Raw genomic sequence first — 18,810 nt, forward strand, 5'->3', positions numbered from 1 at the left:
CGATTCCCGCGATGCTCTGCCATGCGGGCAAAAGAAAAGGCGCTCCGAGGAGCGCCTTGTTCATTGCGAGGCGGGGATCAACCCCGCCGTGGCTCAGTAGCCGCCGCGACCGCCGCCGTAGCTGCCGCCGCCGCCACCACCGTAGCCGCCGCCGCCACCACCGCCGCCGTAGCCGCCACGGCTGCCGCCGCCACCGCCGTAGCCGCCGCGACCACCGCCGCCGCCGCCACCACCGTAGCCGCCACCACCGCCGTAGCCGCCACGGCTGCCGCCGCCGCCACCGAAGCCGCCGCGACCACCGCCGCCGCCGCCGCCACCGAAGCCGCCGCCCGGACGGTCTTCACGCGGACGCGCCACGTTGACCACGATCGCGCGGCCTTCCAGGGCCTGACCGTTCATGCCGTTGATGGCGGATTGCGCTTCGTCGTCGGTCGACATTTCCACGAAGCCGAAGCCCTTGGAACGGCCGGTCTCGCGGTCCATCATGACCTTGGCGGAGATGACGGTGCCGAATTGCGAGAATGCCTCCTGGAGCGACTCATCTCGCACGCTGTAAGCGAGGTTGCCCACGTATAGCTTGTTTCCCATGGGGGAAGCCCTTTCAAAACCAAATAACCCAATGTGCTGCTTCAACCCATCGTGAACCACTCATACGAAGGCGCTGCATTCAGGCGATCCGATTATGTGTGACAGGATTGGCGGTTCGCAACGCGTCAAGCCGGTTGTTGTTTTTCGGCTTATGCGCGCAAACCCCGAGCAGTGTCGGAAGCGCTGGAAATCCCTCGCCCCCGGCTTTACATCGGGGCAAAACCGGCTCCCGAGACCCCCCGCCGGCGCTCGGTGTTTTCCACTATGCGGGTGAACCCGCCCCCTAATCGCACAAGGTGACGCCCATCGCCCTCCAGCGCCCGCCGTCCACACCCGTCCCGCTCACGCCCGAGCTGCGCATCGTCTCGCTGGTTCCGTCGGTGACCGAACTGCTGTTCGCCCTCGGACTGGGGCCTTGGGTGGTCGGTCGCACCGGTTTTTGCATTCATCCCGCGCCGGCGGTGTCAGCAATATCAAAGATCGGTGGAACCAAGGACGTCAATCTCCCCAAGCTGCGGAGGCTGGCCCCCAGTCATGTCATCGTGAACGTTGATGAAAACCGGCTCGAGACGGTCCAGGCCTTGCGCGAATTCGTCCCCCATGTGGTGGTGACGCATCCCTGCGCACCCGCTGACAACCTGACCTTGGTCACCCAGATGGTGGAGATGGTGGAGGTTTTTGCCGCCGATTGGAGGGTCAGGTCTGAACTCACCGGCAGAAATCTCCAAGGCTCGGAAGAAAGTTCGACAGGGACGGATTCGCTCCCGCATGTCCCCGATCTCCGTGACCGGGCGAACCGGCTGGCCGACGCCCTGCGGGAGGAACTGGCGGCCTGCCTGGCCCTGCGGGCAGCCGGCGAGGGGCGGCCGGCGCCCCGCGTCCTCTATCTGATCTGGCGCGACCCCTGGATGACGGTCGCCCGCGATACCTATATCTCCCGCATGCTCGCGGAGGTGGGCTGGTCGACCTGGCCCCCGGTCGAGGGCGGCGAGCATGGCGCGGCGCGCTATCCGGTGCTGACCGGCGACGAGCCCTGGCTGGCCGGCGTCGACGAACTGCTGCTCAGTTCCGAGCCCTACCGGTTCGGCGCCCAGCACTTGACCGAAGCCCAGGCGCTCTGCCCGAACGCGAGGGTGCGCCTCGTCGATGGCGAGTTGGTCAGCTGGTATGGCCCGCGCGCCGCCGAGGGGCTGCGTTACCTTCGCGGACTGTCCGCCGCTCCGCGATGATCGCGCCCATGAGTTCGACCGCTCCCGCTCCGTCCCCGCCCGCCCTGCCGCCCGCGCCGTTCGCCGGTCAGGTGCTGCTGCTGGAGGACGACCCCGCCATCGCCCAGACGGTCAGCTTCGTGCTGGAACGCGAGGGCTACAGCGTCCGCGCCTGCGGCTGGCTGCACGAGGCCCGCGCCGCGCTGGCCACGACCCCGCCGGACCTGGCGATCCTGGATGTGGGCCTGCCCGACGGCAACGGCCTGGACCTGTGCCGCGAACTGCGCCAGGGCCCGCTCGGGCGCCTGCCGGTGCTGATGCTGAGCGCGCGCAGCGAGGAGAGCGACAAGGTGCTGGGGCTGGAACTCGGCGCGGACGACTACCTCGCCAAGCCCTTCAGCAACCGCGAGCTGGTGGCGCGGGTGCGGGCGCTGCTGCGGCGGGCCCAGGCCCCGGCGGAACCGAGCGCGCCGGCCGTGGCCGGTTTCCTCGTCGAGGCCGAGGGCTCCCGCGTGCGTTTCCATGGCGAGCTGCTGCCGTTGACCCGCCGCGAGCTCGGCCTGCTGCTGCGCCTGCTGAAGGCGCCCGGCCGCATCCACAGCCGCGAGAGCCTGCTCGATGCCGTCTGGGGCCTGGACGCCGACAGCGGCGACCGCACCGTCGACACCCACATCAAGACGCTGCGCGCCAAGCTGCGCCAGGTGCGCCCGGAGCTGGACCCCATCCGCACGCACCGCGGCATGGGCTACTCGCTGGAGTGACGGCGCATGCGCCTGGGCCTGCGGCTGTTCCTCGGCTTCTTCCTGGTGGCGGGCCTGAGCGCCTTCATCCTGCTGCGCGTGGTGCTGGGCGAGTTCAAGCCCAGCGTGCGCGAGGTGATGGAAGACATGATGGTGGACACCGCCAACCTGGTGGCGGCGCTGGCCCGCGATGAACTGGCCGCGATGCCGCCCGGCGGCGACCTGGTGGGCACCGCTTTCGCGCAACGGGTGAAGGACTACGCGGAGCGGCCGGTGGACGCCCGCATCCTCAGCGCCCGCAAGCGCACGCTGGATTTCCGCATCTATGTCACCGACGCCGCCGGCCGCGTGGTGCTGGACACCAGTCCCGCGCCGGCGGTCGGGCAGGACTACTCGGCCTGGAATGACGTCGCCCGCACGCTGCGCGGCGAATACGGCGCCCGGACGACGCCGGAACAGCTGACCCCCTACGGCAACGCCGGCGACCTGGGCAACGGCAAGGACGCGCAGGGCAGCCCGGTGATGTACGTGGCCGCGCCGGTGCGCCTGGACGGCCGCACGATCGGCGTGGTCACCGTCGCCAAGCCGGCCGCCGCGGTGCAGCAGATCATCTACCGCGCCGAGCGCCGCATCTGGATCGCGGGACTGTCGCTGCTGGCCGTATCGCTGGCGGTGGGCGTGGCGGTGACGGCCTGGATGATCGTCACGGTGCGGCGCCTGCGCCGCTACGCCCAGGAAGTGCAGATGGGCGAGCGCCAGGCGCCGCCCAAGGTGCCCGGTGAACTCGGCGACCTGGCCCATGCGATGGACGCGATGCGGGAGCGGCTCGATGGGCGCGAGCGCCTCGAGCACATGGCGCGCGCGCTCACGCATGAGCTCAAGAGCCCGCTGGCGGCGCTGCGCGGAGCCGGCGAGCTGCTGCAGGACGACCTGCCGGCGCCGGACCGCCAGCGCTTCGCCGCGCAGGTGGTCTCGCAGAGCGAGCGCATGACGGAACTGGTCGAGCGGCTGCTGGCGCTGTCGACGCTGGAGTTGCGGCGCGGGCCGGCGCATCCGCGGCCGGTGGCGCTGGCGGCCACGGTCGACGAGGTGCTCGCGCAACTCGACGACCGCCTGGCGCAGCAGGCGCTGACGGTGCGCTGGCTGCGCCGCGACGAGGTCGAGCTGCAGGCCGACGCCGAGATGCTGATGCTCGCCATCAGCAACCTGCTGGTCAACGCGATCGACTTCTCGCCCGCCGGCGCGGAGCTGACGCTGCAGGTCGGCATCGAGCCCGCGTCCGGGGCGGGCGGCCGCCGCGCGTTCTTCGAGCTCCGCGACCAGGGGCCCGGCGTGCCGACCGCCGCGTTCGCGCAGCTGGGCGAGCGCTTCTTCTCGACGGCGCGACCGGGCAGCCTGCGCAAGGGCTCGGGCCTGGGCCTGGCGATCGTGCGCCAGATCGCCGGCCTGCACCGCGGCGACCTGCGCTTCGAGCCGGCCGAGCCCGGCCTGCGCGTGCGGCTGTCCTTCCCCCACTTCACGGCCGCCACACAAACTTCGTCCTGAGCTCACCCCGCCTGCCGAGACTGCCGCCTTCCCTGGATGGCCCGCGGGCAAGGAGAGGAAGAATGCAGAGCAAGGCGCTGTGGTGGAAGCTGCTGATCCTGGGCGGCGTGACGCTGCTGTTGCTGATGGTGCTGATGCGCATCGGCTGGCTGGTCGACGAGCGCCAGCAGCGCCAGCGCGCCGCCGAGGCCAGCGTGGCGCTGGCGCAGGCCGGACCGCAGGTGCTGCTCGGGCCGGTGCTGCAGCGCAGCTGCACCGAGGAGTGGGAGAACGTCAGTGGGACCGGCAAGGACCAGACACGCACCGCCGAGCGGCGCGACTTCGTGCTGTCGGCGGTGCCGGCCGAACTGGCCGTCGACGGCACGCTGAACCAGGAACAGCGCCAGCGCGGCCTGTTCAAGGTGAACGGTTACGCGGGCGAGGTCGCGCTGCAGGCGCGCTGGGCGTCGCTCGGCGCGCTGGTGCCGGTGGCCGAGCACAAGGGCCGGTTGAACTGCGAGGACCCGCGCGTGATGGTCGCCGTCAGCGACGCGCGCGGCCTGCGCGCGGTGACGCTCAAGCGCGGCACGGAGGCCCTGGCGGTGCGCCCGGGCACCCGCCACGGCAGCTATCCGCATGGCCTGCATGCCGTGCTGCCGGACTCCGCGCTGGACCAGCCGCTGAGCTTGACGGTGGCCATCAAGCTGATCGGCATGACCGACTTCGGCATCGTGCCCGCCGCGTCGGCGACGCAGGTGAAGCTGCGCTCGAACTGGCCGCATCCCAGCTTCGGCGGCCGCTTCCTGCCGATGTCCCGGCGGATCGACGACAGCGGCTTCGAAGCGCAATGGCAGGTCACCGAGCTCGCCACGACCGCGCCGCGCGATGTGCTCGCCGGCTTCGCGCTGCCCGGCGTGGCGCGGGACCCCGATGCCGGCCCCGCCGCGTATGCGCCGGCCCGGGTCGCCGCGCAGGAGGGCCGCGCCGAAGTCGTGGCGGACACGCTGGCCTTCTCGATGATCGACCCGGTCAACCCGTATGTGATGAGCGACCGCGCCATCAAGTACGGCCTGATGTTCATCGTGCTGACCTTCGTCAGCGTCGGCTTGCTGGAGCTGCTGTCCGGCCGCCGCGTGCATCCGGTGCAGTACCTGCTGGTCGGCCTGGCGATGACGCTGTTCTTCCTGCTGCTGCTGAGCCTGTCGGAGCACCTGAGCTTCCCGGTCTCCTATGCGCTGGCGGCTGGCGCGGCCGTCGGGCTGCTGGCTTTCTACGGGGCTTCGATGCTCGGGGCGGCCTGGCGCGGCCTGGGCTTCGGCGCGCTGGTCGCGGTGCTCTACGGCGCGCTGTACGTGCTGCTCAGCCTGGAGACGGCCTCGCTGCTGGTCGGCGCGACCCTGCTCTTCGCGGTGCTGGCCGCGGTGATGGCGCTGACGCGGCGCATCGACTGGTATGCGCTGGGCGGGCGCACTGCGGATCCGCCGGAGGTCGCGCCCGCGGGCACTCCGTGACAACGCGGTTGCCGCCCGCCCGCGGCTCGGTCAGCATGGGTCTCCACGGACCCTGGACGACAAGAGAGACATGGGCGGAGACAACCCTGCGGGCGGACCGGCGACGGTCCGCGAGGCGGCCTCGGGCCGCTTCGACTTCATCATCGTGGGCGCCGGCACCGCCGGCTGCCTGCTGGCCAACCGGCTGTCGGCCGACCCCGCCAAACGCGTGCTGCTGCTCGAGGCCGGCGGCCGCGACGACTACCACTGGATCCACATTCCCGTCGGCTACCTGTACTGCATCGGGAACCCGCGCACCGACTGGCTCTTCAAGACCGAGCCCGACGCCGGCCTGAACGGCCGCAGCCTGCGCTACCCGCGCGGCAAGGTGCTGGGCGGCTGCTCCAGCATCAACGGGATGATCTACATGCGGGGCCAGGCCCGCGACTACGACGGCTGGGCCGCCGCCTCCGGCGACGACGCCTGGCGCTGGGACGCGGTGCTGCCCTACTTCCGCCAGCACGAGGACCATTGGCGGCTGGACGACGGCGCCGAGCGGCCGCCGGGTTTCGATCCCGCCCTGCATGGCCACGGCGGCGAGTGGCGCGTGGAGAAGCAGCGGCTGCGCTGGGCGGTGCTGGACGCGTTCGCCGCGGCCGCGCAGGAGGCCGGCATCCCGGCGACGCCGGACTTCAATCGCGGCAACAACGAAGGCGTCGGCTACTTCGAGGTCAATCAGCGCGCCGGCTGGCGCTGGAACACGGCCAAGGCCTTCCTGCGACCGACCTGCTATCGCCGCCCCAACTTCGAGATGTGGACCGGCACGCAGGCGCAGCGGCTGCTGTTCGAGCAGGTCGACGGCGCGACGCGCTGCGAGGGCGTGCTCGTGCGCACGCCTCAGGGGTTGGAGGAAATCCGCCTGAACCCGGGCGGCCAGGTGCTGCTCGCCGCGGGCGCGATCGGCTCGCCGCAGCTGCTGCAGCTGTCGGGCCTGGGCCCGGCGGCGCTGCTCCAGCGGCACGGCATCCAGGTCGCGCGCGACCTGCCGGGCGTCGGTGGCAACCTGCAGGATCACCTGCAGATCCGCGCGGTGTTCCAGGTCGAGGGCGTCAGCACGCTCAACACGCTGGCGTCGAGCTGGTTCGGCAAGGCGCGCATCGGGCTCGAGTACGCGCTGCGCCGCACCGGGCCGATGAGCATGGCGCCTTCGCAACTGGGCGCGTTCGCCCGGAGCGGTCCGGACAAGGCCTGGCCCGACCTGCAGTACCACGTGCAGCCGCTGTCGCTGGAGGCCTTCGGCGAGCCGCTGCACGGCTTCAACGCGTTCACGGCCAGCGTCTGCAACCTCAATCCCACCAGCCGCGGCAGCGTCGCGATCCGCAGCGCGGATGCGACCGACGCGCCCCTGATCGCGCCCAACTACCTCAGCACCGCCGAGGACCGCGAGGTCGCCGCGCGCAGCCTGCGATTGACGCGACGCATCGTCGAACAGCCGGCGCTGGCGCGCTACCGGCCCAGCGAATACAAGCCCGGCGTGCAGTTCCAGACGGACGAGGAGCTGGCGCGGCTGGCGGGGGACATCGCGACGACGATCTTCCATCCCGTCGGCACCTGCCGCATGGGGCGCGACGGCGACGACGGCGCGGTGGTCGACAGCCGCCTGCGCGTGCGCGGCGTGAGCGGCCTGCGCGTCATCGACGCCAGCGTGATGCCGACGATCACCAGCGGCAACACGAATTCGCCGACGCTGATGATCGCGGAGCGCGCCGCCGCCTGGCTGCGCGCCGGGGAATGACCGACGGGGAGGGAGCGGCGGTCAGCCGCTGAAGCGCTCTTCCAGGTAGGCCAGCAGCGTGCGGATGGTCTGGGCCTCGCCGCCGACCGGCCGGCCGGGGCGCGCGATGTCGTTCCAGGCGAAGAGGTCGACATGCAGCCAGTCCTGCTCGGCCGGGATGAAGGCCTCGAGGAACAGCGCGGCGTTGATCGCGCCGGCCAGCGGGCTGCGACCGGTGTTCACGATGTCGGCGATGCTGGAGGTGATGCCTTCCTTGTAGGGCGCCCACAGCGGCAGGTGCCACAGCGGGTCGTCCATCTTGAGGCCCAGGTCGACCAGGTCGCGGGCGGTGTCCATGTGCCTGGCGAAAAGCGCCGGCAACTGCGCGCCCAGCGCGACGCGCGCGGCGCCGGTCAGCGTCGCCAGGTCGATGATCAGCTCGGGCTTGAACTCGGCCGCGTAGGCGAGGGCGTCGCACAGGATCACGCGGCCTTCGGCATCGGTGTTGCCGATCTCGATGTGCAGGCCGGCGCGCGTCTTGATCACGTCGCCGGGCCGGTAGGCATTGCCGCTGATCGAGTTCTCCACCGCCGGGATGAGCACCTGCAGGCGCACCGGCAGCTTCAGCGCCATGATCAGCGTGGCCAGGCCCAGCGCGTTGGCCGCGCCGCCCATGTCCTTCTTCATCTGGCGCATGCCGTCGGCCGGCTTGATGTCGAGGCCCCCGGTGTCGAAGCACACGCCCTTGCCCGCCAGCGTCAGCCGCGGATGCTTGTCGCTGCCCCAGTTCAGCTCGACCAGGCGCGGCGCGCGGCTGCTGGCGCGGCCGACCGCGTGGATGGCGGGGAAGTTCTTCTTCAGCAGGTCGTCGCCGACGATTTCCTTGAACTTGGCGCCATGCTGCTTGCCCACCACGGCGGCGGCCTTCGACAGCTCCTCCGGGCCCATGTGCTCGGCCGGGGTGTTGACCAGGTCGCGCACGGCGGAGATCGCGGTCGCGATGGCCAGCCCCCGCTGGCCGTCCGCGCTGCTCTTGATCAGCAGCTGCGCCGGCTCGCGCTTGCGCGGCTTGTAGAGGTCGAACTGGTAGCAGCCCAGCTCCCAGGACAGTGCCGCAGCCTCGTCCTGCAGCGCCAGGCCCTCCGGCGACAACGTGTAGTTGCCCTCGGGCAGCGCCAGCGGCAGCGCGGACAGCGCGAACGGATGGGCGGCATGGGCCACGCCGGCGAAGACCTGGGCCAGCTTGCCGTCCTCGCCCGGCACCAGCGCGAAGGTGTCCGGCGCCGCCGAGAAGCCGAGCGTCGCCAGCCATTGCTGGGTGCGCTTGGGCAGCTTGGGGCCGAGGGCCTGGTACGTGGCGCGATCGAGCGCCAGGATGGGCGTGGCGCGAGCCACCGAGTTCTTGAATTGGACGTTCATCGATGCACCGGTCCGTCGCGGGTCGCGCGGGAGGCCGGCCTGGGGGTTGGCGGTGGCGCATTCTCGCTCGCGCTTCCCTCGGTGGAGGGGGTCATGCCGCCGTCCGGGGGCACGCCGCCGACGAGCGTCGCCCGATGGCGGGTCGCCGTCAGGAACCGGTGAGGGGAAGGGCGATCAGCAGGACTGTCGCAGGCGCGACAGCAAGGCCTGCGCCGCGGCGGTGGTGCCGGCCGGCGCGCTCGGGCTGGCGGCGGACATCGCCGGGTTGTCCTCGGCCGCCTGGATCAGACGCTGCGCCGCGCCCGGGCCGGGAAGCACCGGGCCGATGAAACACAGCCGCTCGCCCTGGCCGATCAGCAGCGTGGGGAAGGTCTCGACCTCCAGGTCGTCGACCAGTTCGGCGTCGTCCTCGATGTCGACCCAGAGGAAACGGGCGCCGGGATGCAGTTGGCGCAAGCTCGCGAAATCGTCCCGATAGGTGTCGCAGGTGCGGCACCAGGCGGCGCACAGGCAGGCGATCAGCAGTTCGGACGAGGGGGCCGACGGGGGAGACGAGGGGGACGGCGACACGGCGGACATGGGAGGCGAGCTTAGCGGGAAAGCGCCAGGCGCGATCGCGTTCGAATTGCGTCCTATGCACCTGATTGGTGCGTCATGCGTGACGATGGCGCGAGCTTTGTTCAGATTTGTGAGGGCGCTGTCAACGCAGTCCCAAAGGCTTGCGTTAGCTGGCACAAAGCGGTCATCCCCCGCTTCCCGACGCTGAAAAGCCAGAGGTCCCCGACCATGATGAAGTTCCAGACCCGTACCGAATCCCAGCCGCGCCGCCTTCCGATGCCGGAACTGGCGAACCACGACAAGGGCCGCAAGCACGAGGCCTTCGAAGTGGCCAGTCTGGGCTGCGACCGCCGCAGCGTCGCGCGCGCCCTGCGCTTCGACCGCAAGCGCTGATCCCCGGCGCGGAAGCCGCCCCCGGTCCCGGGCCGGCGTCCGCCGCCACAGCCGCCGCTCAGTCCTCGTCCTCCGGTGACTGCAGCGGCGCCAGCAGCCGATCAATCTCGTCGGCGCTGAATTTCTCCAGACTTTCCCCGCCATCGCGGCCCAACAGGCCGTCAGCCAGCGCCCGCTTGCGGGCCTGCAGTTCGAGCATCCGCTCCTCGATCGAGCCTTCGATCACCAGCTGGTGGACGAAAACCGGCCGCGACTGGCCGATCCGATGCGCCCGTGCGTGGGCCTGGGCGTCGACCGCGGGGTTCCACCACGGATCCACCTGGATGACGGTATCGGCGGCCGTCAGCGTCAGCCCAACGCCACCCGCCTTCAGGCTGACCAGCATCAGCGGCGCCTCCCCCGCCTGGAAGCGCCGGACCACCTCGCCCCGCCGCCCTTCGGGGGTGTCGCCGGTGAGCTTCATCAGCGGCACGCCCGCGTCGCGCATCGCGTCCTCGATCAGCGCCAACATGCCGGTGAACTGGGAGAACACCAGGATCGTCCGCCCCTGGGCGATCATCTCGGGCACCTTCTCCCGGAGCCAGGCGAGCTTGGCCGTCTCCATCCCTGGGGCCATCTCGATGCCCGGCACCAGCCGCGGGTCGCAGCAGACCTGGCGCAGCTTCAACATGGCGTCCAGCACCGACATCAGGCCGGAGCCGAAGATCTCAGACTCCTTCAGCAGCCGTCGCACCAGGTGGTCGGCGCCGATCCGGACGCTTTCGTACAGCTGACGTTGCCGCCCCAGCAGCGGGATGCGTTGGGTCAGCACCGTCATCGGGGGGAGATCCCGCGCGACCTCTTCCTTCAGCCGGCGCAGGATGAATGGCCGCACGCGGCTCGCGAGCTCCCGCGCGCGGCGGGCATCCCCGGTCTGCTCGATCGGCTTGCGCCAGTGGCGGGCGAAGGAGCGCGACTCGCCGAGGTAGCCCGGCATCAGGAAGTCGAACTGGGTCCAGAGCTCGCCGAGGTGGTTTTCGAGTGGCGTGCCAGTGAGCACGATCCGCTGCCCGGCACGCAGCCGCCGCAGGGCCCGTGCGGCGCGCGAGCGCGGATTCTTGACCGCCTGGGCCTCGTCCAGCACCAGCACCGAGAACGTCGGCCGGGTCAGCGCCCGCACTTCGCGCCAGGCCAAGCCGTAGCTGCACAGCAGCAGGTCGATCTCGCCCAGGCGCTTGAGCACCTCGCCGCGCTCCGCCGGATCGGCGAGCGCGGCCACCCGCAGGCCCGGCGCGACGCGCGCCGCTTCCTGCGTCCAATTGAAGATCAGCGAGGTCGGAGCGACGACCAGCGCCGGCGCCGTCAGCCGCCCGGCCTGCTTCTCGACCCACAGGTGCGCGAGCGCCTGCGCCGTCTTGCCCAGGCCCATGTCGTCGGCCAGGATGCCGCCCAACTGCTGGCGCGTCAGGTACTGCAGCCACGCCAGGCCCTGCAACTGGTACGGGCGCAGCGTGATCCCCAGCCCGGGCGGCTCGGCCGGCACGGGCGGCGGCCCGGCATCGCGCAGGCGTTGCCACATCGTGCGCAACTCGTCGGCGCCGTAGACCTGCCAACGGCTGTCCGGCGTGTCGAGCGCCGCCAGCCGCGCCGCCTCCCAAGCGGTGAGCGCCACTGGTCCGCGCCTCGATCGCTGCGCGACCAGCACGTCCAGCAGGTTGAGCATCAGCCGCTTGAGCGGCGCAGCGGTCGTGTGCAGGCGACGTCCGCCCGGCGCCTTCAGGCCCACGATCGCGTCGTCGTCGATGCCGGCGATCGCCTCGGCGTAGAGCCAGCGGCGGTCCTTGCGCAGCAGATCCCAGATCATCGGCGCCAGATCGACGCGAGTCCCCTGCACGGTCACCCCCAGGCTCAGCAGCCAGGACCCTTTGCGGCGCGACAGCGCCAGGCCGGGCAGCCGGTCGGCCTGGCCGGGCATCTCGGGCCGGAATCCTTCATCCGGCACGTCACCCGCAGGCTGGACCTCCAGCGACCAGGCATCGATCGCGACGCTGTGATGCGCGAAGCCGGGCAGACACTCGATCTCCCAGCCGAGACCGCGCAGCCGCGGCAACTCGTCGGCGGCGAAATCGGGAAACAGATCTTCCTGTTCCAGCGTCCAGCAGGGCGTCAGGCCATGGCCGAACGAGGCGTCCCGCCACTGCAGCATCTCCACGTCGACCGCATGCAGGGGCAGCGCCTGCCACTGCTCGAGCGCGGCCGGATCCGCCGGCCAGCGCTCCAGCCGCAGCAGCGTCACGCGATCGCCGCGCGGCCCCAGCTTGCCGTGCGGCCGCATCCCGAGCAGGCCATCGCCGCGGCTCAGGGTCTGCAAGGTCAATTTCGGCGGGAGCGGAACGGGCGGTGCGGTCATCGGGCGCGATTGTCGGTGCCGGCCGCGACGCGCGAGTCGGACCGGCCGCCTAGCCTTCCTTGCGCTCCCTGGCGTCCTTGGGCGCCCGCGGCTTGGGCAGGCCCGTCTTCGCATAGTCCGCCGGGACCTGCATCAGCGCGGCATCCGGCTCGGCGCGGCGAATGTTGCGCAACTGGTAGTTCTGCTCGCCACTGCGCGGATCTCTGGTCTGCGCGCTGACGGTGACCTTGAGATCGGGCGAGGTCCACACCTCGCGGGAGATCACGATCGGCTTCTCGTTCCCGATCTTGCCCGCGGGGATGATGCGCGTTGCCCGACCGCCGGTGACCTTGAGGCCCTCGATCTCCTTGGGCGGCAGGTCGCTCAGCGGCCCGTCGACGCCGGGGACGGTCAGCGGTTCCAGACGCAGAGCCAGGGCCGCCGGGAGCGGCGGCATCGGCGGGGTGGGGCTCGTCGGGGTTTCGACGCGGATGACGCGGACTTCCTGGCCGCCCTCGCCCGGCGCGATCACCACTGGCGTCGCCACGCGCGGCGCGGCGGGCGGCGACGGCGGCCGGGGCGTGTCGCCGCGCGGGGTTGGCTCACCGTGGGCGAAGTTCTCCTGCGCCCAATCGCGCATCTTGCGACCGTATTCGCGCATCTTCTCGTTGTAGTCGCGCATCTTGTCCTGGTACTCGCGCATGCGTTCGCCGTATTCGCGCTGCGCTTCGGCCGAGGCGCGGCCGCCGCCCAGGTAGCGGGCGGTCTTGCGCTCGGGGTCGAGCAGCCAGTTCTCGCCGCTGACCGCGTCGCGCAGGTAGACCATCTTGCGGCCCTGGCGTTCCACCTCCTGCCGCGTGCGGCCCTCGCCGTCCCGGCACAGCTGGCTGGTCTGCTGCCGGACGATGCGATTGCCGTCGGCCAGGGCCTGGACAGTCTCGTGCACGGCTTGCGCGCAATAGGGCGCGCCCTTGACGACGCGCTCGGCGCTCAGGATGTGCGTGGCGACGCCCGACTCAGCAATCAGTTCGGCGACGTCGGGGACCGGAGGCGTCGGCGGGACGGGCGGCACGACGGCGGGCATCGCGGGCGAGGAAGGTGGCGACGGGCGCGGCGAAGCCGACCCATGTGGTTGAGGCGCGGGTCGCGCGTCGGGGGCGGGCGCGGGCTGCGCGTGGACCGCGGTGGCGGCGAACGCCAGGGTGAGGGCTGCGAGTGGGGGGAAGGCGGTGTTCATGGCGGTCTCCAGGAAGCAGGGCAGCGGGAATGAAGAGGCAGAGCGATCCATGTCGAGCGATGAGGACGTCGGTCGGTTCAGGGCATGACGCGCATCGCGAGCACGTCGCCGGAGGCGTGGACGAGCAGTTCCGCCCGCACTGGGGCTGCGGCGTCCGTGGGGTCGTAAGGCAGGCCCAGCAGGGCCAGCCGCTCGCGCGGAACTTCAGCGGGAACGAGCCAGGCGGTGCTCGCGCCGGCCTTCTCGTACGCAGCCCAGCGGTCCGCCGACACCAGCACGATGAAGCCGCTGCCGGGGTTGCCCATCACGGTGGCGCCGGACTCGCCCGGCGGCGCCGAGCCCAGCAGCCACACGCAGGCGACCAGCACCGACGCGCAGAGCGCGGGCCCCGCCAACGCCCAGCGCCACCGGCCGGCCTTGGCGGTTTTCTGCCGGGCGTCGAACTGGCGCCGCATCGCGTCGAGCACCGCGTCATCGCGTTCGCGCGACGGGGCGCGTTGTCTCAGGTCCTGCGCGACGGCCCACAGCCAGTCGGCCAATCGAGCGGTGCGAGGCAGGGAGGAGTCGGTGGTCTTCATCATGCGGACTTCGATGAACGGTCGAACGCGGCGGTGTCGACCCCGGGCCGACACTCGTCCTGCAAGGCGGCCAGCAACCGGGCGCGGCCCCGGTGCAGGCGGCTGCGCAGCGTGTTGAGCTCGACGCCCGCGATGCGCGCCGCCTCGGCATAGGGGCGCTCCTGCAGGTCGACGAGCACCACCGCTTCGCGAAAGGTCCAGGGCAACTGCGCCAGGGCCGCCCACACGCGCGCCTGGTCCTGCGCGCGAACCAGCTGCTGCTCGGGCGCCTCGGCCGGGTCGTCGGCGGTCTCGGCGTCGGTTTCGTCATGGGCGACCGGGCGGTCCCGCCAGCGGCCCAGCAGGTGATGTCTGGCCATGCCGGCGAGGTAGGCACCGAGCGTCCCGCGGCCCGCGTCCCAGCCCTCGGGCCGGCCGGCGAACTGCACGAAGGCCTCCTGCATCGCGTCCGCCGCCCAGTCGGCCTGGCCGCACAGGGCCAGCGCGTAGCGATAGACACCGGGCGACTCGCTGCGGTACAGCGGCTCCAGCGCGCCGGCATCGCCCTGGCGCAGGCGGCGCACCAGCGCCGCGCTGGTGGCGCAGGAGGTCGACGCCGAACGGGCGTCGGGCTCGGCGTCAGGGTTCGGGCGGGCGCGGCCGGCCAGGCGGGTCCACAAGCTCATCGGCGTTCGGCGTGGTCGTTGCGTCGGTGGCGGAGCGGCGACCGGCGGTCGCCGAGGAGTTCGGCAGCGCGAGACCGCGTCTCGCAGCATGACCGTATTGCGCGGGCGGCTCCAAAAGTTCCCGCCACGCAAAAAAGAACAGCCCGCCAGCGCGCGCACCACCCCCATGTTTCAGGGAAATGACACCTTCGCGCCACACTGGCGGCCCTCGCCCACGAGCGAGAACAGTGCGGCGTGCGATGTTCGCAAATCGTTTTCGTCGGGGCTATTTCGTGCAAGTGAGGGCCGGCTAACCGTTCCATCTTGGTGCATGCGCCGGGTGAAAACCCCAAGTGCGTGCATGGGGACCGGGTCCTAGCATCCATCCCACTCGACGCGACACCCGTCCCGCGCCAGCGACAAGCCGACGCCAAGGGGGTTGCCTACGGGGGCTGAGGAGACAAACAGATCAAACCAACACCAACGAATCGCAGTGACACTGTCACAATTCGCGGGCACCTGAATCAGGTGCCCGTTTTGTTTTCGGGGTCCGGTGTTGTGCGTTCCCAGCGATCGTTCGCGGCCCATGTCCGCAGCCTCGCGACCGAGGCTGCTCCTGCCCTTGCGAATCGCTGTTCATGATCGAGTTGTTCACCGCGGCCGTCGCGTCGCTGCTGGCCGGTTTTGTCGATGCCGTCGTGGGCGGCGGCGGGTTGATCCTGGTTCCCGCGCTGTTCAGCGTCTATCCCAACGCGGCGCCGGCCACCCTCTTCGGCACCAACAAGGGCGCCGCCATCTGGGGGACTGCCTGGGCCACCCATCAATATGCGAAGCGCGTGTCGCTGCCCTGGCTGGCGTTGATGCCGGCGGCGGGCGCCGCGCTGGTCGGCAGCTTCGCGGGCGCCTGGGCGGTGACGCAGGTGGATCCGAGCGGGCTGCGCAAGGCGCTGCCGGCGATCCTGCTCGGCGTGCTGCTGTACACGCTGGCGAAGAAGGACCTCGGCCGGCACCATGCCCCCCGTCACGAGGCGACGACGCAGACGCTCATCGCCAGCGCGATCGGCCTGACGATCGGCTTCTACGACGGTTTCTTCGGCCCGGGCACCGGCAGCTTCTTCGTCTTTCTCTTCGTGCGCCTGCTGGGCTTCGATTTCCTGCACGCCTCCGCGACCGCCAAGCTGCTGAACACGGCGACCAACTTCGCGGCGCTGGTGCTGTTCGCGGCCAAGGGCCACGTCTGGTGGCACGTCGCCGCGGTGATGGCGGTGGCGAACGTCATCGGCAGCCTGGTCGGCACGCGCATGGCGCTGGCCAAGGGCGCCGGGTTCGTGCGCGGCATGTTCGTCGTCGTCGTGTCGCTGCTGATCCTCAAGACGGGTTACGACGCCTTCCTGCGTTGACACCGCGCCGCGAACCACGCCGCGGCCGCCGGCGTACGCCGTCCCCGGGAACGCCAAACGCCCCGTGAACAACTCGTCACCGGCTGTCCGCCAAAGGCGGGATGCCGGCGTCCCGCCGCCCGGGCTACCATCCGACCAAACAACCGCTGCTCACCATGCCTGTCGATCCTCAACTGCGTGCGCTGGATATCGAGATCCCGACCCAGCCGGAAGTGCTGGTCAAGCTCTCGCTGCTGATGGCGGACGAGGACATCGACCTGCAGGCCGTCTCCTCCCTGGTGGAAACCGACATGGCGCTGGCCGCCGCCGTGCTGAAGGCGGTGAATTCCTCGCTCTACGGCCTGCGAGGCCGGGTCCAGACGGTGCACCAGGCGCTGACCTACCTGGGCATGCGCGAGGTCGCCGCGATCACCTTCGAGATGGGCCTGCGCGCCGCCTTCCCGCCCGCCGTCGAGCTTGAACCCGTCTGGTCCCGCGCCGCCAAGCGCGGCCTGCTGATGGGCCGCATGGGACAGATGCTCGGGGTGGACCCCTGGGCGGCGCACTCGGCCGGCCTGTTCGAGGAATGCGGCAAGGCGGTGCTCTATCGCCACGCGCCCGGGCATTACCCGGCGATGCTGCGGGCGGCCGGCAGCGACAAGGAACTGGTCCAACTGGAGCACACCGCCTTCGGCGTCAGCCATGACGCGCTGGGCGCGGCCCTGTGCGAGAGCTGGGGCCTGGCGCCCGCCGCCGTGGCCAGCGTGAGATACCACGTGCAGGTGCAGGATGAGCTGCAGATGCCCGAGGCCATGCAGCGCCGCGGCGTCGGCGCGATCTCGCTGGTCGCCTGGACGCTGATGAACAAGCCGGAGTCGCTCGACGAGACGGTGATGGAGATCGCCCCGCAGGCGCAGCTCGACGAGACGCTGATGCTGCGCGCCGCGCGCCGCGTTGAAGAGCAGCTCCAGCAGGCGGAATCGCGCGGCCGCTGATCGCGCCGCACCGCGCCCGTTGCCACGACGGCCGCCCTCCGGGGCGGCCGTTCCGTTTGGGAAGACGGGTTCAGGACGCCAGGCAGAGCCGGTCGCGGCCCATGTGCTTGGCCAGGTAGAGGGCTTCGTCCGCCGCCTGCATCAGCGCCTGCGGGCTCAGGTAGGGATGGCCGGGTTGCGAGGCCGCCAGGCCGGCGCTGAGGGTCACGATGCCTTCGTCCGGTGCACCGTCGGGGAGCGCGCCATGTGGCACCGCGAGCGAGCGCCATGCATCGCACAGCGTCTCCATCAGCCCTTGCGCCGCCTCGGCGTCCAGGCCGGGCAGCAGCACGGCGAATTCCTCGCCGCCCAGGCGGGCGACCAGGTCGGTGTCGCGCTGGAAATGATCCGACAGCAACCGGGCCAGGCGGCGCAGCACCTCGTCGCCGGCGCCGCGGCCGTGGTGCGCGTTGAACGGCTTCAGGTGATCGATATCCAGGATCGCCAAGGCCAGGCGGCCCTGATCGCGCTGTGCGCGCTTGAATTCGCGCCGCAGCGCTGCGTCGAACTCCCGCCGGTTCGCGATGCCCGTCAGCGCGTCGTGCCGCTCCATCGAGGCCAGCTCCCTGCGCTTGGCCTCCAGCGACCGCTCCGCCTGCTGCAGGGCCCGATGCTGGCGCGCGATTTCCTCGCGCATCTCGCGCCCACGCGACTGCTCGCGATGCAGCTCGTCGCCGAGCGAGGTGCGGACATGGTCGATGGCCTGCTCCAGCTGCAGCAGCTCGCGCGGTCGCGGCTCGTGGGCTTCCGGCCAGAACGGCGAGGGCGGCGGCAGTGTCGGATCGAAGCGGCTGGCCTGCTCGGACAGCCGCCGCAACTGCTGCAGCACCCAGCGGTCCAGCAGCAGCACCGCGGCCAGCCCGAGCGCCGTCGCGATGGCCAGGTGGATGAGCGTGCTGCGCAGCAGCGGATCGCGTCGCAGGGTATCCAGCACGGTCGCGGCGGTGGCCTGCAGGCGCAGCTCGCCGGTGTCGGCGAGGGAGAACTCGGCGCTCTCGCCGGGCTCGCCGTCGTCGTCGGACAGGGCACGGAACTGCTCGCCGTCCGGCGTGCGCAGTTCCACGCGGCGCAGCTTGTGGCGGGTCAGGATGTGATGCAGCAGGCCATGCACGGCTTCCGGCTTCTGGGGGCGTTGCTGCAGGCTGTAGGCGAGGGGGCCGGCATACATCAGGGGGATGGCGCTCAGCTCCGCGCCGGTCTCCGCGGCGCGCTGCAGCGTGGTCTGGCGCAGCTGCCAGCCGCTGGACAGCACGATCAGCAGCAGGCCCAGCGCGAGCAGCGCCAGCAGCGGGCGCGCGCCGAGCGAGATGCGGATGGCCTTGTGGGTCATGGGTGGATGCCAGGGCCGCGACCGGAGTCGCGGCGGGTCGCCGTCAAGTCACCGTCGAGCCATTGTGCCGAGCCGCGCCCGGCGCTTTCCCCGGGGAAACTCCAAGCGGGACGTCGCCCGGCGTTCCCCGCGGCGATCCGGACGGGCCGTCGGCGGATCGAGGATCGCCCCACCGACCCTTCCCTTCAGGGTCTTGCGCCGAGGCGACATCGACGCCGCGCCGCGCTGCCTAGAATCCGCCCGCCCCGCCGCGCTTTCCCCCGAAGGCGCGAGGGGCAGCGTTCTCAGGGCGGGGTGGAAGTCCCCACCGGCGGTATCCGGGACGCGGTCGTCAGGCCGTCGATCCCGGGAGCCCGCGAGCGCCCGGCATCGCCCTTGCGGTGCCGGGGTCAGCAGACCTGGTGAGAGGCCAGGGCCGACGGTCACAGTCCGGATGAAAGAGATCGCGTCCATCGTCGGCCTCGCGGGCCGGCGCAAGCGTTCGCGCCTGCGCCGCCGGGCGGCCGCGTTGTGCGTGCGCGCCCTGATTCATCGTTCCACCTTGCA

At 71.2% G+C, this 18,810-nt stretch carries 16 protein-coding genes and 1 riboswitch; of the genes, 8 read left to right on the plus strand and 8 right to left on the minus strand.

Going from position 1 to position 18,810, the window contains the following annotated elements:
- Positions 1–93: 93 nt before the first annotated feature.
- Positions 94–588, minus strand: coding sequence for an RNA-binding protein (locus FHT37_RS19355; protein WP_183483703.1), 495 nt, complete (start codon positions 586–588; stop codon positions 94–96).
- Positions 589–884: 296 nt separating this feature from the next.
- Between FHT37_RS19355 and FHT37_RS25180 the strand changes: the two genes are divergently transcribed.
- The 5 genes from FHT37_RS25180 (at position 885) to FHT37_RS19380 (ending at position 7,345) form a co-directional block, all read left to right on the plus strand.
- The gene (locus tag FHT37_RS25180) at positions 885–1,817 is read left to right on the plus strand and encodes a helical backbone metal receptor (RefSeq protein WP_310739762.1); all 933 of its coding nucleotides are present in this window, start codon (positions 885–887) and stop codon (positions 1,815–1,817) included.
- Between the two features lie 8 nt (positions 1,818–1,825).
- Entirely contained in the window at positions 1,826–2,557 is a 732-nt protein-coding gene (creB, locus tag FHT37_RS19365) for a two-component system response regulator CreB (RefSeq protein WP_183483705.1), read from the plus strand.
- Positions 2,558–2,563: 6 nt separating this feature from the next.
- Positions 2,564–4,081, plus strand: coding sequence for a two-component system sensor histidine kinase CreC (gene creC / locus FHT37_RS19370; RefSeq protein WP_091729966.1), 1,518 nt, complete (start codon positions 2,564–2,566; stop codon positions 4,079–4,081).
- A 62-nt stretch (positions 4,082–4,143) separates the two neighbouring features.
- A complete protein-coding gene (creD, locus tag FHT37_RS19375; RefSeq protein ID WP_183483707.1) occupies positions 4,144–5,571 on the plus strand; it encodes a cell envelope integrity protein CreD in 1,428 nt (475 codons plus the stop codon).
- A gap of 70 nt (positions 5,572–5,641) precedes the next feature.
- Complete coding sequence (locus tag FHT37_RS19380; RefSeq protein ID WP_183483709.1) at positions 5,642–7,345, plus strand: GMC family oxidoreductase; 1,704 nt, start codon at positions 5,642–5,644, stop codon at positions 7,343–7,345.
- Positions 7,346–7,366: 21 nt separating this feature from the next.
- On the opposite strand, the gene FHT37_RS19385 is transcribed toward FHT37_RS19380, so the two are convergent.
- Positions 7,367–8,743 (minus strand): M17 family metallopeptidase, encoded by a 1,377-nt coding sequence (locus tag FHT37_RS19385; protein WP_183483711.1) that lies wholly within the window; start codon positions 8,741–8,743, stop codon positions 7,367–7,369.
- A 174-nt stretch (positions 8,744–8,917) separates the two neighbouring features.
- A complete protein-coding gene (locus FHT37_RS19390) occupies positions 8,918–9,322 on the minus strand; it encodes a thioredoxin family protein (RefSeq protein ID WP_183483713.1) in 405 nt (134 codons plus the stop codon).
- A gap of 207 nt (positions 9,323–9,529) precedes the next feature.
- Here FHT37_RS19390 and FHT37_RS19395 point away from each other — a divergent pair, with 207 nt between their 5' ends.
- Entirely contained in the window at positions 9,530–9,694 is a 165-nt protein-coding gene (locus FHT37_RS19395) for a hypothetical protein (protein ID WP_158238893.1), read from the plus strand.
- 58 nt (positions 9,695–9,752) lie between these two features.
- Here FHT37_RS19395 and FHT37_RS19400 read toward each other — a convergent pair whose 3' ends face one another.
- The 4 genes from FHT37_RS19400 to FHT37_RS19415 form a co-directional block, all read right to left on the minus strand.
- Positions 9,753–12,083, minus strand: a complete 2,331-nt coding sequence (locus FHT37_RS19400; RefSeq protein ID WP_183483715.1) for a DEAD/DEAH box helicase — start codon at positions 12,081–12,083, stop codon at positions 9,753–9,755.
- Between the two features lie 49 nt (positions 12,084–12,132).
- Entirely contained in the window at positions 12,133–13,299 is a 1,167-nt protein-coding gene (locus FHT37_RS19405; protein ID WP_183483716.1) for a hypothetical protein, read from the minus strand.
- A 77-nt stretch (positions 13,300–13,376) separates the two neighbouring features.
- Entirely contained in the window at positions 13,377–13,877 is a 501-nt protein-coding gene (locus FHT37_RS19410; protein ID WP_221211163.1) for a hypothetical protein, read from the minus strand.
- On the minus strand, positions 13,877–14,542 hold the full coding sequence (locus FHT37_RS19415) for an RNA polymerase sigma factor (RefSeq protein ID WP_183483720.1): 666 nt from the start codon (positions 14,540–14,542) through the stop codon (positions 13,877–13,879). The genes FHT37_RS19410 and FHT37_RS19415 overlap by 1 nt, the downstream gene beginning before the upstream one ends.
- A 617-nt stretch (positions 14,543–15,159) precedes the next feature.
- Between FHT37_RS19415 and FHT37_RS19420 the strand changes: the two genes are divergently transcribed.
- Positions 15,160–15,921 (plus strand): TSUP family transporter, encoded by a 762-nt coding sequence (locus tag FHT37_RS19420; protein ID WP_183483722.1) that lies wholly within the window; start codon positions 15,160–15,162, stop codon positions 15,919–15,921.
- Between the two features lie 155 nt (positions 15,922–16,076).
- The gene (locus tag FHT37_RS19425) at positions 16,077–16,895 is read left to right on the plus strand and encodes an HDOD domain-containing protein (RefSeq protein ID WP_091731834.1); all 819 of its coding nucleotides are present in this window, start codon (positions 16,077–16,079) and stop codon (positions 16,893–16,895) included.
- A gap of 70 nt (positions 16,896–16,965) precedes the next feature.
- On the opposite strand, the gene FHT37_RS19430 is transcribed toward FHT37_RS19425, so the two are convergent.
- Positions 16,966–18,264 (minus strand): diguanylate cyclase, encoded by a 1,299-nt coding sequence (locus FHT37_RS19430; RefSeq protein WP_183483729.1) that lies wholly within the window; start codon positions 18,262–18,264, stop codon positions 16,966–16,968.
- A gap of 276 nt (positions 18,265–18,540) precedes the next feature.
- A riboswitch (FMN riboswitch) is annotated at positions 18,541–18,713 on the plus strand.
- The last annotated feature ends 97 nt before the right edge of the window (positions 18,714–18,810 follow it).

Source organism: Mitsuaria sp. BK037 (assembly GCF_014193045.1).
Classification (GTDB): Bacteria; Pseudomonadota; Gammaproteobacteria; order Burkholderiales; family Burkholderiaceae_C; genus Roseateles.

What these genes read in the sequence shown, in the direction of transcription:
- FHT37_RS19355 (WP_183483703.1), bottom strand. Translation starts at nt 588, where the DNA reads ATGGGAAACAAGCTATACGTGGGCAACCTCGCTTACAGCGTGCGAGAT.
- creB (WP_183483705.1), top strand. Translation starts at nt 1,826, where the DNA reads ATGAGTTCGACCGCTCCCGCTCCGTCCCCGCCCGCCCTGCCGCCCGCG.
- creC (WP_091729966.1), top strand. Translation starts at nt 2,564, where the DNA reads ATGCGCCTGGGCCTGCGGCTGTTCCTCGGCTTCTTCCTGGTGGCGGGC.
- creD (WP_183483707.1), top strand. Translation starts at nt 4,144, where the DNA reads ATGCAGAGCAAGGCGCTGTGGTGGAAGCTGCTGATCCTGGGCGGCGTG.
- FHT37_RS19380 (WP_183483709.1), top strand. Translation starts at nt 5,642, where the DNA reads ATGGGCGGAGACAACCCTGCGGGCGGACCGGCGACGGTCCGCGAGGCG.
- FHT37_RS19385 (WP_183483711.1), bottom strand. Translation starts at nt 8,743, where the DNA reads ATGAACGTCCAATTCAAGAACTCGGTGGCTCGCGCCACGCCCATCCTG.
- FHT37_RS19390 (WP_183483713.1), bottom strand. Translation starts at nt 9,322, where the DNA reads ATGTCCGCCGTGTCGCCGTCCCCCTCGTCTCCCCCGTCGGCCCCCTCG.
- FHT37_RS19395 (WP_158238893.1), top strand. Translation starts at nt 9,530, where the DNA reads ATGATGAAGTTCCAGACCCGTACCGAATCCCAGCCGCGCCGCCTTCCG.
- FHT37_RS19400 (WP_183483715.1), bottom strand. Translation starts at nt 12,083, where the DNA reads ATGACCGCACCGCCCGTTCCGCTCCCGCCGAAATTGACCTTGCAGACC.
- FHT37_RS19405 (WP_183483716.1), bottom strand. Translation starts at nt 13,299, where the DNA reads ATGAACACCGCCTTCCCCCCACTCGCAGCCCTCACCCTGGCGTTCGCC.
- FHT37_RS19410 (WP_221211163.1), bottom strand. Translation starts at nt 13,877, where the DNA reads ATGAAGACCACCGACTCCTCCCTGCCTCGCACCGCTCGATTGGCCGAC.
- FHT37_RS19415 (WP_183483720.1), bottom strand. Translation starts at nt 14,542, where the DNA reads ATGAGCTTGTGGACCCGCCTGGCCGGCCGCGCCCGCCCGAACCCTGAC.
- FHT37_RS19420 (WP_183483722.1), top strand. Translation starts at nt 15,160, where the DNA reads ATGATCGAGTTGTTCACCGCGGCCGTCGCGTCGCTGCTGGCCGGTTTT.
- FHT37_RS19425 (WP_091731834.1), top strand. Translation starts at nt 16,077, where the DNA reads ATGCCTGTCGATCCTCAACTGCGTGCGCTGGATATCGAGATCCCGACC.
- FHT37_RS19430 (WP_183483729.1), bottom strand. Translation starts at nt 18,264, where the DNA reads ATGACCCACAAGGCCATCCGCATCTCGCTCGGCGCGCGCCCGCTGCTG.